The organism is Plantibacter sp. MCCC 1A11337, from assembly GCF_013349365.1.
Classification (GTDB): domain Bacteria; phylum Actinomycetota; class Actinomycetes; order Actinomycetales; family Microbacteriaceae; genus Plantibacter; species Plantibacter flavus_A.
On the sequence record NZ_JABJWX010000001.1, the window covers coordinates 479,531 to 492,116 of the forward strand.

Genomic DNA, 12,586 nt, shown 5'->3' on the forward strand with positions numbered 1-12,586 from the left:
TCAGACGCCGCGCGACGGCAGGAGTGCGCGGAGGTAGGCGTCGTTCATGGTCTTGCGGCGACGCTTGGAGCCGACGAGCTTCGCGGCACCCTTCGTCGGGCGGAAGAACGAGCGCACGACGATCCAGACGGAGTCGTCCTCGCGCTGCTCGATCGTGAAGGACTGCTCACCGCTCTCCGGATCACCCTCCATCGTGCCGATGGCCAGGCTCACGTGACCCGGCTCCTCGGTGACGGAGATGACGCGATGCGGCCCGACGAGCGGTTCCCCGCCGACGGTGCCGGCGAAGACGACGGTCGTGCCCGGGGTGATGAACGGCGTGCCGTCCTCGGCGAAGCGCTGTTCTTGGTGCGTCTCGATGGGTTCCAGCGGTGTACCGTCCTCGGCGAAGGCGATGCCGCCGTACTGCACGCCCGTGCCGGGGTGCACCTCGGAGATCTCCACGCCGCTCGAACGGTGCAGTCCCCAGGTGAGGAGGGCGCTGCTCGCGAGGGCGAAGCGTTCCTCTCCGCTCCCGAGGCGGAACTCGTCCTCCGCCGGCACGTAGCCCTCCGGCGGGTACTGCATGAGGTCGGTCCGCTGGGTAGCGCCGACGGCCGCGTAGTCGACCGCTTCGTCCTCGAACGAACTGCGTCGTGCGTTCACTTCTTGTCCTTCGTCTCCACGTCCCCGGAGAGCGCTGCGATGAACGCCTCCTGGGGCACCTCGACCTTGCCGACCATCTTCATCCGCTTCTTGCCCTCCTTCTGCTTCTCGAGGAGCTTGCGCTTGCGGGTGATGTCACCGCCGTAGCACTTGGCCAGGACGTCCTTGCGCATGGCACGGACCGACTCGCGGGCGATGATCCGCGCACCGATGGCAGCCTGGATCGGCACCTCGAACTGCTGGCGCGGGATGAGCTTCTTCAGGCGCTCGGTCATGAGCACACCGTAGGCGTACGCCTTCTCGCGGTGGACGATGGCGCTGAACGCGTCGACCTGGTCGCCCTGCAGGAGGATGTCGACCTTCACGAGGTCGGCTGCCTGCTGGCCGGAGGGCTCGTAGTCGAGCGACGCGTACCCCTGCGTCCGGCTCTTCAGGTGGTCGAAGAAGTCGAAGACGATCTCACCGAGCGGCATCGTGTACCGCAGCTCGACGCGGTCCTCGCCGAGGTACTCCATGCCGAGCAGCGCACCTCGACGGCTCTGGCAGAGTTCCATGATGGTGCCGACGTAGTCCTTGGGGGCGAGGATGCCCACCTTGACCATCGGCTCGGACACCTCGAGGATCTTGCCGGAGGGGAACTCGCTCGGGTTGGTGACGGTGACGACCTGCTTGTCCTCCGTCTTCACCTCGTAGGTGACCGACGGCGCGGTGGCGATGAGGTCGAGGTCGAACTCACGCTGCAACCGCTCGGTCACGATCTCGAGGTGCAGGAGGCCGAGGAAGCCGACGCGGAACCCGAAACCGAGGGCGACGGAGGTCTCCGGCTCGTAGTTGAGCGAGGCGTCGGAGAGCTTCAGCTTGTCGAGCGCGTCGCGGAGGATCGGGTAGTCGCTGCCGTCGATCGGGTACAGACCGGAGAAGACCATCGGCTTCGGGTCGGTGTAGCCCGGGAGGGCGTCGGTCGCCGGCTTCACCGCGGTCGTGACGGTGTCGCCGACCTTCGACTGCCGGACGTCCTTCACGCCCGTGATGAGGTAGCCCACCTCACCGACGCCGAGGCCCTTGGTGGGCGTCGGTTCCGGCGAGCTGACACCGATCTCGAGGAGGTCGTGCACCGCGCGCGTGGACATCATCTGGATACGCTCACGCGGACTCAGCTGGCCGTCGATCATGCGGACGTAGGTGACGACGCCACGGTAGGTGTCGTAGACGGAGTCGAAGATCATGGCGCGCGTGGGTGCGTCCGGGTCGCCCACGGGGTTCGGGATGCGTCCGACGACGCGGTCGAGGAGGTCCTCGACACCCATGCCGGTCTTGCCGGACACCCGCAGGACGTCTTCGGGCTCGCCGCCGATGAGGCTCGCGAGCTCCTTCGCGTACTTGTCGGGGTCGGCCGCCGGGAGGTCGATCTTGTTGAGCACCGGGATGATCTCGAGGTCGTTCTCGAGAGCGAGGTAGAGGTTCGCGAGCGTCTGCGCCTCGATACCCTGAGCGGCGTCGACGAGGAGGATCGCGCCCTCGCACGCGGCGAGCGACCGCGAGACCTCGTAGGTGAAGTCGACGTGCCCGGGGGTGTCGATCATGTTGAGCGCGAAGGTCTCGCCGTTGAGCGACCACGGCATGCGTACGGCCTGGCTCTTGATGGTGATGCCGCGCTCGCGCTCGATGTCCATGCGGTCGAGGTACTGCGCCCGCATGTCGCGGTCCGAGACGACGCCGGTGATCTGCAACATGCGGTCCGCCAGGGTCGACTTGCCGTGGTCGATGTGGGCGATGATGCAGAAGTTCCGGATGAACGCCGGGTCGGTCGATGCCGGCTCGAGGGCCTTCACTGCTTGGGGGCTCACGCGTTCCTCGGGGTCAGGGGTGGAATCGGGCAACCTTCATTGTCCCACGGCGGGGAGCACCCGCGCTGCGGTACCCTGGATTGCCAGAACTCAGCCCGACTGGTAATGTTGCCTGTTGGCTTGCGTGTGAGTTGAGACCACACGAGAACTCGCTTGAAGACGCCCTCTTCCGTCCGACGGCACCGAACATCATTTCCTCGAACCGAAAGTTGACCCAACGTGGCAAACATCAAGTCGCAGATCAAGCGCATCGGCACCAACAAGAAGGCCAACGAGCGCAACAAGGCCGTCAAGAGCCAGCTGAAGACCGCCATCCGCGCAACCCGTGAGGCCGTCGTCGCCGGCGACAAGGCTCAGGCTGAGTCCGCTCTCAAGCTCGCCTCGAAGAAGCTCGACAAGGCCGTGAGCAAGGGCGTCATCCACGAGAACCAGGCAGCGAACCGCAAGTCGGCCATCGCCAAGCAGGTCAACGCGCTCTAAGCGACACCAGCTGCAAGGCCCCGGCGTTCCTCGGAACGTGCGGGGCCTTTCGCGTCCCCCGGGCACGCCGGTCCCTGAGCGCACACGGGTCCCTGAGCTTGTCGAAGGTCCGCCCGCCACCACGGCCAGCGCGGCGGGTTACCGCTCTGAGAGTTCGACCCCGCGTGCAGCGATGACGCCGACGAGCCGCTCGAGTGCGAACACCGGGTCGCGGCTCGCGCCCTTCACGCCGGCGTCGGTCTCGGCGAGCATCTGCACCACGCGGCCGATGCCGGCGTCCGTCCAACCGGACAGGTCCCGACGGGCGCGGTCGACCTGCCACGGTGCGAGGCCGAACTGCTGCGCGATCTGCCCTGACCCGCCGCGTGCCGACGACACCTTGGCCATCGTGCGGATCTTCATCGCGAAGGCGGCGACGATCGGCACCGGGTCGGCACCCGAGTCGAGCGCCTGCCGCAGGGCGAGCAGCGCTTCCCCGTGACGCCCGGCGATCGCGGCATCGGCGACGTCGAACGCGCTCGTCTCGAGTCGACCGCCGTAATACTTGTTGACCGTCTGCTCGGTGATCTCCTCGGACGCGTCGGCCATGAGCTGACTGCACGCGGCTGCGAGCTCGGCGAGGTCGTCGGAGAAGGCTCCGACGAGTGCACGGAGCGCCTGGGGCGTGATACGCCGACCGGCCGTCTTGAACTCAGCCGCGGCGAAGTCGGCCTTGTCGCTGTCTCGCTTGAGTTCGGTGCAGACGATCTCGACACCGCCACCGGTGCCCGCGCGGATGGCGTCGAGCAGCTTCTTGCCGCGCACGCCTCCGTTGTGCCGCAGCACGAGGTAGGCGCCCTCCGGCGGTGCTTCGAGGTATCGGATGGCTTCGGCGAGGAACTGGTCGGAGCACTTCTCGACCTGGCTGACGCGGACGAGCCGGGGCTCACCGAAGAGCGACGGGCTTGCCACCGTGAGCAGCTCGCCCGGGGCGTAACTGTCGGCGGCGACGTCGTTGACCTCGAGCGAGGGGTCTTCGGAGACGAGGAAGTCGCGCAGCCGGCGGATCGCCCGGTCGGCCAGGAAGGACTCCGTGCCGGACACCAACACGATCGGCGCCGGGCGGATCTCGGACCAGCCGAGCTGCGGGATCGCCGCCGAGGCCTTGGCCGCCGTCTTCGCCTTCCCGCGACCGGCGGAACGTGGTGCAGCCACAGCGGCTCCTCTCGACCGTCCGAGTCTACCGGCGACCGCCGACGCCAGCCGGGCCGGGTAGGCGGCTCACCCGCCGCGCTCCGACCACACGCGGAACCCGCCACCGTCGCCCGGGCCGAGGACGATGGTCCCCGACTCGTCCGTGCGGAGGACTTCGGCCCCGGTGGCCTCGTAGAGCTCGAGCGCTGAGCGTGTCGGATGCCCGTAGCCGTTGTCGGCCCCGACGGAGACGAGCGCCACCGTCGCGCCCACCCGGCGCGCCAGACGGTCGCTCTGATCGGCCGAACCGTGATGCGACACCTTGACGATGTCGACCGCGTCCCCGAGCGTGTGCCGACCGAGTAGCCGGTCCTGTGCCTCCTCACCGAGGTCGCCGAGCAGCAGCACCGATGCATCGAGGAGATCGAACCGGACCACCACGCTCGCATCGTTCCCCGGTTCGACGCCGCCTGCCGCGGGGTCCGGCCACAGGACGCGCCACGGCGCCGCGTTCTCCGGATCCCCCAGCACTCCCTGGTCCCCGGCGCCGGCCTGTCGCACCTCCGCACCGCCCGCTCGGAGCGCTCGGGCGATGCGCTCGTCCTCCGGATCGTCGACCGGCCCGAGCAGCACCTCGTCGACCCGACCGACGACCGCGTCGAGGCCTCCGACGTGGTCGAGGTCGTAGTGGGTGAGGACGAGCAGCTCGATGCGGGAGACCCCGAGCTCGTCCAAACACGCGCGGAGCGGTTCTGGGTCGGGCCCGACGTCGACGAGCGCGGTGGCGGCGCCCTGTCGCAGGAGGACCGCGTCGCCCTGACCGACGTCGCAGGCGGCGACGATCCAGTCGCCCGGCCGGTGCAGGGCCGGGCCGAGTCCGTCCCCGACCGCCCGGCCGCACAGTGCCACGAGCGACACGACCACCGCCACCCCGATCGTCCTCGACCACCTCGGGGGCAGGTCCCGACGGAACAGCAGGAGCGTGGCGATCAGGACGGTCGGCACGGCGACGAGCACGACGCCGAGTGGACCCTCCGGCCAGGGCACCCGCGCAGCAGGGACGCCCTCGAACCACCGGGCCACCGCGGCGATCCAGGTCGCAGGCACCCAACCGAGCCATGCGACGAGCAGTGCGAGTGGTGGCGCGAACGGGATCAGCAGGCAGGCGAGCAGCCCGAGCATGGTCGCGGGCGCGGCGGCCGGACCCGCGAGCAGGTTCGCGGGGACACCGCCGAGCTGGATCGCTGGGTCGAGGAGGACGAGCATCGGCTGGCAGGCGAGCTGGGCGGCCGCCGGGATCGCGATGAGGGCCGCGATCCCCCGCGGCAGCCACCTACCGAGCAGGTCCGTGAGGGGTCCGCTCAGGAGCAGGAGACCGCTGGTGGCGAGCACCGAGAGCCCGAAGCCGTACTGACCGGCCAGCCAAGGGTCGGCGACGAGGAGGACGACCACCGCCAACGACAGCGCGGCGAGGCCCCTGATCGGCCGCCCGAAGCCGCCCAGCACCAGCACGAAGGAGGCCATGAGTGCCGCCCGTTGCACGCTCGGTTGGGGTGTCACAAGGACCACGAAGGCGACGAGGCACAGCAGGGCACAGGCGATCCTGAGCTTCCGCCCACCGCCGAGTGCCGCGACCGCGGTGCTGACGAGCCACACGATGACCGCACAGTTCGCGCCGGACACGGCCGTCAGATGCGAGAGGGAGCTGCGCTGCATCGACTCCGTGACCGCGTCGCTCACCTGGCTCACATCGCCGATCGCGAGGCCGGGCAGCAGCTCCCCACCCGGGCCGGGCAAGGTGGACGCGAGCCCGACGAGGCCGGAACGGAGCGACGCCGACCAGTCGAGGATCGCCGGCGGCTCCCCCAGCAGCTCGGGTTCCTCCCGTGCGAACAGCAGCGCTGCCCGCGCATCACCCGGTGCATTCCATCGGAGCGAGCCGTCGACGCGCCAGCGCTCGCCGATCCTCGGCGCCCGGTCCGCCGGCACCGGCGCGAAGACGAGGACCGGGACCGAGAGTCCCTCCAGGCCTCCCACGTCGTCCGAGACCGTCACGAGGTCGGCTGCGAACCGAACCGTGGGTGCAGCCGTGACCGACCCGGTAGGAACCGCGTCACCGGTCACGACGACCTCGGCATCCAGGGGAGCGTTCCCGAGTGCCTGCAGCGCCTCCGGCTGCCGGTCAGGCGCGCGTGCGGCGATCGTGGCGGCGACCATGCCGAACAGCGCCGCGGCGCACGCGCAGAGCAAGAGTGTCGTGATGACGACAGACCCTGTCCGGCGCTCCCACTGGCGATATTCCGCACGGCGACGCCGGACGACCGTGCTGCACCCGAGGCAGGCGGAGGCGACGACGAACGCGACCAGCACCGCACCCCAGGCCAGCGTCGGAGCCGCGCTGCAGACGGCCGCACCGACCCAGGTGACCGCCGCCGGGATGAGCAGGCGTGGGAACCGCATCGCGCGCTCACCTCGCCCGGACGTCGGTCCGGTGGCCGCGTCTGCGGTCACACCGTCGCCGCCGCGCGAAGCCCCTCGAGGGTCTTCGCGCCGATGCCTTCGACCGCGCTCAGGTCGTCGAGGGTGGCGAACGGTCCGTTCGCCTCTCGCCAGGCGACGATGCGTGCAGCCAGGGCCTCCCCAATTCTCGGCAGCGCGGTGAGTTCGGCCGCGGATGCCGTGTTCACGTTGACGAGCTGCGAGCCGGACGGACTCTCGGCAGCCGACCCGCTCGCGCCTCCGCCAGGTGGCACCTCGCCGAGCACGGGGACATAGAGCTGCTCGCCGTCGTTCACGAACCGTGCGAGGTTCACGGCACTGGTGTCCGCTTCCGGTAGGAGGCCGCCGGCGGAGGCCACCGCATCGAACGCACGTGATCCGTCCGGCAGCCGATAGACACCAGGGGCCGCGACCGCTCCGAGTACATGGATGAACAGCTCCCCCGCCGCTGAACCGGCGGGCGCGGTCGATCCCGGTGTGGCGGCGGGCACGGCGCTCGCGTCAGCCGACAGCTCCACCCCACCGATCGTCCTGACCGCCCCGCCTGAGGTGAACAGCGAGACGAGGATGGCGACGACGAGGGCCGTGATCACCAGCACGACGACCGCGCCGGCACGGAACTCCGGGCGCGGTAGTTCTCCGAGCAAACGGCGCGTCGACGAACGCCTGGACGGCACCGGGCGGGACGTGGGTTCCGGTTCGATGGTCATCCTCGAACGCTACGAGCCCGGGCGCCCCGCACCACACGCTCGCCGTCGCCACAGGACCGAACACCCCGCGACCGCCCCTGTGGAGCGCGCTTGAGACGCACCTCGAGGCCTGAGGTCCACCCCGGTCCCACGTAGCGGCAAAGAGCCCTGCTACCGTCGAATCTCCGGCGGGGGCCGGTGAAACGGGGGCACCATGCGGGGGAAGTCACGTCGACAGGCATGGCTGACGGCGATCCTGATCGCCGCGGCGCTGGTGCTGGACCTCTCCATGCACCTGTATCCCCTTCGGCTCGTGATCCTGGACGTCGAACGACTCGATGGCGCCGGAGTCCCGTCTGCAGGTGCGATGCGGTTCTCGGACGGCATTGTGATGCTGAACGTCCGCACCGAATGCGCGAACGGCGGGTGCTGGTCGCTCTTCACCGTGCGACCTCCGACGGGCGCCGACCGAGCGGCCTTCGAAAAGACCTATCTCGTCGATCGTGGCCGGTTGGATGGCACCCTGTGGGATCCGTGGCCGATCACCGTGTCGGCGGAGGAGTTCGGCGACGATGTCTGGGTCGTGCGCGGCGACTACTGGAGCGATGCATCGTGACGGCGGAGCAGCTGAACGTCGACACCCGCGGATCGTGCCGCTCGCGTTAAGACTCGATGGGTGCCGGACATGTCATCAGTGACGGTGTTCACTCGAGGGGGTTTCCATGGATGATCTTGACGCACGAATACGACGATCCGCGCCACGTGCTTTCGGAGAGGATGTGGAAGCCGCCGAGGTCGCTCGCTTCGTGGCGCAGGAGGCTGCGTCCCGAGCACGACCTTCCGCTGGGGGCTCCCGATACAAGCGCTCCCTCGGCATCCTGGGTGTGACTGCCGGGCTCATCACGGTCGGCGTGAGTGCTGCGGCGGCGGCTCCCGCCGTCCTCGACTGGGTCGGCTGGGCGCCGGAAGCCACGGTGCAGCGATCGTTCGACATCGGCGAGGACGGCGCCGTGTGCCAGCTCGTTGCGCGAGTGGTCCCCGAACACCGGAACATCAGCACGGCTGAGGCCGATCGCCGCACGCAAGAAGCCCGCGTCTTCCTGACCGAATACGACTGGGACAGCGTCGTCGCTTCGATCACCGAGGCCGACATCGACACCGAGCTCACCATCGAACAAGCTCGACGCGCGGAACTGGCAAGGATCGCCGAGGTGAACGGAACCACACCGCCGCCAGCTGCAACCCCGGAATCCGTGGCAGGAAACCTGATGGCGACGAAGATCTTCGACGCATTCGAGCATGCCGGCTTCCTGCGAACGGGGACCTCGGTCGAGCTCGCTGGAAACTGTGGCGAGACCGCGGAGGATGCGCAGTGACCGACGCGAAACGTCGCGCCCGTCAGGAACGCCTGGAAACAGTTCACCAGGACAACGCGGCCGATGTGCTCTCGTTCCTCGGCCGACGGGTCACGACCCCGGCAGACGCCGCCGATGCGCTGAGCGAGACCTTCATCGCGGCGTGGAGACACATCGACCGGATGCCAGCGGACCCCGTACAGGCGCGGATGTGGCTCTTCGGAGTCGCACGCCGGGTGGCGTCGAATGCCCGCCGTAGCTCTGATCGCAGGGACGCGCTCACCGCTCGTCTGGGCGAACAGCTCGAAACCCTCCAGCCGACGCAGACGGATGACACCACCGAATCCGTGCTGACGGCGATCTCCGAGCTCCCTCGGAACCAAGCAGAACTGATCAAACTCGTGCTGTGGGACGGGTTCACGGTCGTCGAGGCAGCAAGCATCGTCGGTGTGCGTGAGTCGACTGCCCGTGGCCGATACCAGCGCGCGCGTCTGCGTCTCCGCCAGCCGTTGCGGGATCCGGGAGAGCAGGACGTGCGCGGTCGCGTTTCGCTCAAGGGATCAGCCGCGCATGTCGACCATTGATCGAGGACGTCCGCTTGTCGATTCCTTCGACCTCCGACTGCATCGGATCCATCCATTGAGGGCGGTCAAGCTGCCCTGGCTGGCTCGGCGCGCTCTCGTGTCGAAGATCGCCCGAACCAGATCCACAGGGGGCGAGCCGTGGCGAGGATGAGCACCGCGAACAGGCTCTGATTGATGACGCCGAACCACGACAGTCCGCCGAGCAGCACGAAGACGGTCCAGTTCACCGCGATGTCTGCGACGATCACCGCGATGCCGAGCACGATGCCGGAGCGCCGTCGAAGGATGATCAACACAGCGGTGATGGGGTCCAAGACCGTGAGCGTCACCCAGAACAGCCGGACGCCGGGCGGGAAGCCGCCGTAGACGTCCAACCCGCCGAGGATCAGATCCGCAGTGTGCGTGGTCGTTCCGATCAGGAAGCCGATCACCCACAGGATCTGGAACACGCGGAGCGCTCGTACTGATGGGGAGAGAGCGGTCACCCGGTCATGCTATCGAGGAAGCACAGGCAAGCGGTCGGGACGCGATCCGAGAACACCCTGCCGTCGGATGGGACACGGGGTCCGACTCGATGGTCGTCCCCGAGCGCTCCGAGCGTGTTCGGGACGGGCCACAGGGCCCGCCCCGAACCGCATCACCCCTTCGTGGCGATGCTCACCACGCGTGGGGCGCGCACGACGACGTTGACGATCTCGCGGTCGCCCACGGAACGCTGCACGGCCGCACTCGCGCGTGCGAGCTGCTCGAGCTCCTCGCCGGAGATCTTCGGCGACACCTCGAGCCGGTCGCGGACCTTGCCGTCGACCTGGACCACCGCGGTCACCTGGTCCTCGACCAGCAGCGACCGGTCCGCCTTCCGCCACGGCACCAGCGAGACGGACGGCTGGTAGCCGAGCTTTGCCCACATGTCCTCGGCGGTGAAGGGCGCGAAGAGGTCGAGCGCCATGGCCGTCACCTCGGCGGACTCGCGCACAGCAGGGTCACCCGCGCCGGGCCCGGCGTCGATCGCCTTCCGCGTCGCGTTGACGAGCTCCATCAGCCGTGCCACGACGACGTTGAACTTGCCCGCCTCGATGAGCCCTGGAGCCTCCGCGAGGAAGTGGTGCGTGACCTTCCGCAGCTTCTCGTCGCCGTCCTTCCAGGCGACGTCGGGCGAGCTGGAGACGTCGTGCGCGACCCGCCAGGCGCGAGCCAGGAACTTGGCCGAACCGGCCGGCGAGACGTCCGCCCAGTCGATGTCGTCCTCCGGAGGACCGGCGAACGCCATCGTGACGCGCAGGGCGTCGGCGCCGTACGACCGCAGCTCCTGGGCGAACTCCACCAGGTTGCCCTTGCTCTTGCTCATCTTCGAACCGTCGAGGATGACCATGCCCTGATTGAGGAGCGCGCTGAAGGGCTCGGTGAAGCCGACCTTGCCGAGGTCGAACAGGACCTTCGTGATGAACCGCGAGTAGAGCAGGTGCAGGATCGCGTGCTCGACACCACCGACGTACTGGTCGACCGGGGCCCACTTGTCGGCCTCCTTCGGGTCGAACGCGATCTCGTCGGAGGTCGGGTTCAGGAACCGGAGGAAGTACCACGAGCTGTCGACGAAGGTGTCCATCGTGTCGGAGTCGCGCTTCGCAGGCCTCCCGCACGAGGGGCAGTCCACGTTGATCCAGTCCGCTGCCGCCGCGAGCGGGCTCATGCCCTTCGGACGCAGGTCGAGACCCGCCGCGTCCGGCAGCCGCACGGGGAGCTGGTCCTCGGGGACCGGCACCTCGCCACAGGCGTCGCAGTGGATGATCGGGATCGGCGTGCCCCAGTAGCGCTGTCGCGAGATGAGCCAGTCGCGGAGGCGGTAGTTCTTCGTCTTCGCGCCGAGGCCGCTCGACGCGAGCGCAGCTGTGACCTTCGGGATCGCGTTCGCCTTGCTCAGGCCGTCGAAGGGACCGGAGTTCGTCAGGCGACCGTCGCCCGTCAGCGCGACACCCGTCTTGGCGGGATCGATCGACGGGAGGTCCTCCGGCAGCTCACCGTCGACGATGATCGGGATGGCACCGGTGACGGGCTGGGTGGTGTCCACCACGACGCGCACGGGCAGGTCGAACGCCCGCGCGAAGTCGAGGTCGCGCTGGTCGTGCGCGGGAACCGCCATGATCGCCCCGTGACCGTAGTCGGCCAGGACGTAGTCGGCCGCCCAGATCGGCAAACGCTCGCCACTCAACGGGTTGATCGCGTAGCGCTCGAGGAAGACACCGGTCTTCTGGCGGTCGGTCGCGAGCCGCGCGATCTCGCTCTCACCCTTGACGCTGTCGAGGTAGGCCTGGAACCGCCCCTTGACCTCGTCGGAGGTGTCGGCGACGAGCTCGGCTGCGAGCTCCGAGTCGGGCGCAACGACCATGAACGTCACGCCGTACAGCGTGTCGGGGCGGGTCGTGTACACGGAGACCGGCTCTGAACGAGCCTCGATGGAGAACGAGACGTCCGCACCGTTGGATCGACCGATCCAGTTCCGCTGCATGCTGAGGACCTTGGCCGGCCAGGTGCCCTCGAGCTGGTTGAGGTCGTCGATCAGGCGGTCCGCGTAGTCGGTGATGCGGAAGTACCACTGCGTGAGCTTCTTCTTCGTCACCTCGGCGCCGCAGCGCTCGCAGTGTCCGTCGACGACCTGCTCGTTCGCGAGCACGGTCTGGTCGTTCGGGCACCAGTTGACGGGGCTCGCCTTGCGGTACGCGAGGCCCTTCTCGAACAGCTGGAGGAACAGCCACTGGTTCCACCGGTAGTACTCGGGATCGCTCGTGTGGAGCTCGCGGTCCCAGTCGAACGAGGGGCCGTACTGACGGAAGCTGGCCTTCTGCTGCGCGATGTTCGCGTAGGTCCACTCGCGCGGGTCGACACCCCGCTGGATGGCCGCGTTCTCGGCGGGGAGACCGAACGAGTCCCAGCCGATCGGGTGCAGGACGTTGAAGCCCTGGTGACGCCAGTACCGCGCGACGATGTCGCCGAAACCGAACGCCTCGGCGTGACCCATGTGCAGGTCGCCCGAGGGGTAGGGGAACATGTCGAGCACGTACTTGCGCGGACGTTTGTCGGCGGGATCGCCCGCTGCGAAGGGCTTCAGCTCGTCCCAGACGGGAAGCCACTTCTCCTGGATCGCCTGGAAGTCGTACCGCTCGCCGTCTCGGCGGTCGTCGGTGTTGCGCTCGTCTGACACGTCACTCTCAATCACTGCAGGTGCTGGGGGTGGAATCCCGTGGGTTGCTCGCACGGCGCTCGGCCGCAGGATGGACGGGCTGGAGCGCACGACGGCGCTCCGTCCAACGGTCAAG

11 protein-coding genes are annotated in these 12,586 nt (G+C 68.7%); 4 read left to right on the top strand and 7 right to left on the bottom strand.

Features of this window, described 5'->3' with window-relative positions:
* Positions 1–645: a DUF1990 family protein gene (locus HOW07_RS02180; protein ID WP_371743552.1), complete on the bottom strand. Its 645-nt coding sequence runs from the start codon at positions 643–645 to the stop codon at positions 1–3.
* Positions 642–2,492: a translation elongation factor 4 gene (gene lepA, locus HOW07_RS02185; RefSeq protein ID WP_064295570.1), complete on the bottom strand. Its 1,851-nt coding sequence runs from the start codon at positions 2,490–2,492 to the stop codon at positions 642–644. Before lepA ends, HOW07_RS02180 begins: the two co-directional genes overlap by 4 nt.
* A gap of 219 nt (positions 2,493–2,711) precedes the next feature.
* Between lepA and rpsT the strand changes: the two genes are divergently transcribed.
* Positions 2,712–2,972, top strand: coding sequence for a 30S ribosomal protein S20 (rpsT, locus tag HOW07_RS02190; RefSeq protein WP_064295571.1), 261 nt, complete (start codon positions 2,712–2,714; stop codon positions 2,970–2,972).
* Positions 2,973–3,110: 138 nt separating this feature from the next.
* On the opposite strand, the gene holA is transcribed toward rpsT, so the two are convergent.
* The 3 genes from holA to HOW07_RS02205 form a co-directional block, all read right to left on the bottom strand.
* Positions 3,111–4,166, bottom strand: a complete 1,056-nt coding sequence (gene holA / locus HOW07_RS02195) for a DNA polymerase III subunit delta (RefSeq protein WP_175115962.1) — start codon at positions 4,164–4,166, stop codon at positions 3,111–3,113.
* A 66-nt stretch (positions 4,167–4,232) separates the two neighbouring features.
* Complete coding sequence (locus HOW07_RS02200) at positions 4,233–6,605, bottom strand: ComEC/Rec2 family competence protein (protein ID WP_175115963.1); 2,373 nt, start codon at positions 6,603–6,605, stop codon at positions 4,233–4,235.
* 47 nt (positions 6,606–6,652) lie between these two features.
* Complete coding sequence (locus HOW07_RS02205) at positions 6,653–7,354, bottom strand: helix-hairpin-helix domain-containing protein (RefSeq protein ID WP_175115964.1); 702 nt, start codon at positions 7,352–7,354, stop codon at positions 6,653–6,655.
* Between the two features lie 292 nt (positions 7,355–7,646).
* Between HOW07_RS02205 and HOW07_RS02210 the strand changes: the two genes are divergently transcribed.
* The 3 genes from HOW07_RS02210 (at position 7,647) to HOW07_RS02220 (ending at position 9,272) form a co-directional block, all read left to right on the top strand.
* A complete protein-coding gene (locus tag HOW07_RS02210; RefSeq protein ID WP_175115965.1) occupies positions 7,647–7,949 on the top strand; it encodes a hypothetical protein in 303 nt (100 codons plus the stop codon).
* Between the two features lie 295 nt (positions 7,950–8,244).
* Positions 8,245–8,709 (top strand): hypothetical protein, encoded by a 465-nt coding sequence (locus HOW07_RS02215; RefSeq protein ID WP_175115966.1) that lies wholly within the window; start codon positions 8,245–8,247, stop codon positions 8,707–8,709.
* The gene (locus tag HOW07_RS02220; protein ID WP_175115967.1) at positions 8,706–9,272 is read left to right on the top strand and encodes a sigma-70 family RNA polymerase sigma factor; all 567 of its coding nucleotides are present in this window, start codon (positions 8,706–8,708) and stop codon (positions 9,270–9,272) included. The genes HOW07_RS02215 and HOW07_RS02220 overlap by 4 nt, the downstream gene beginning before the upstream one ends.
* Positions 9,273–9,337: 65 nt before the next feature.
* Here the strand turns inward: HOW07_RS02220 and HOW07_RS02225 are convergent, their stop codons facing one another.
* Both HOW07_RS02225 and leuS read right to left on the bottom strand, forming a co-directional pair.
* Positions 9,338–9,757 (bottom strand): hypothetical protein, encoded by a 420-nt coding sequence (locus tag HOW07_RS02225; protein WP_175115968.1) that lies wholly within the window; start codon positions 9,755–9,757, stop codon positions 9,338–9,340.
* Between the two features lie 152 nt (positions 9,758–9,909).
* A complete protein-coding gene (gene leuS, locus HOW07_RS02230) occupies positions 9,910–12,471 on the bottom strand; it encodes a leucine--tRNA ligase (RefSeq protein WP_175115969.1) in 2,562 nt (853 codons plus the stop codon).
* Positions 12,472–12,586: the final 115 nt, after the last annotated feature.

What these genes read in the sequence shown, in the direction of transcription:
- HOW07_RS02200 (WP_175115963.1), bottom strand. Translation starts at nt 6,605, where the DNA reads ATGCGGTTCCCACGCCTGCTCATCCCGGCGGCGGTCACCTGGGTCGGT.
- HOW07_RS02205 (WP_175115964.1), bottom strand. Translation starts at nt 7,354, where the DNA reads ATGACCATCGAACCGGAACCCACGTCCCGCCCGGTGCCGTCCAGGCGT.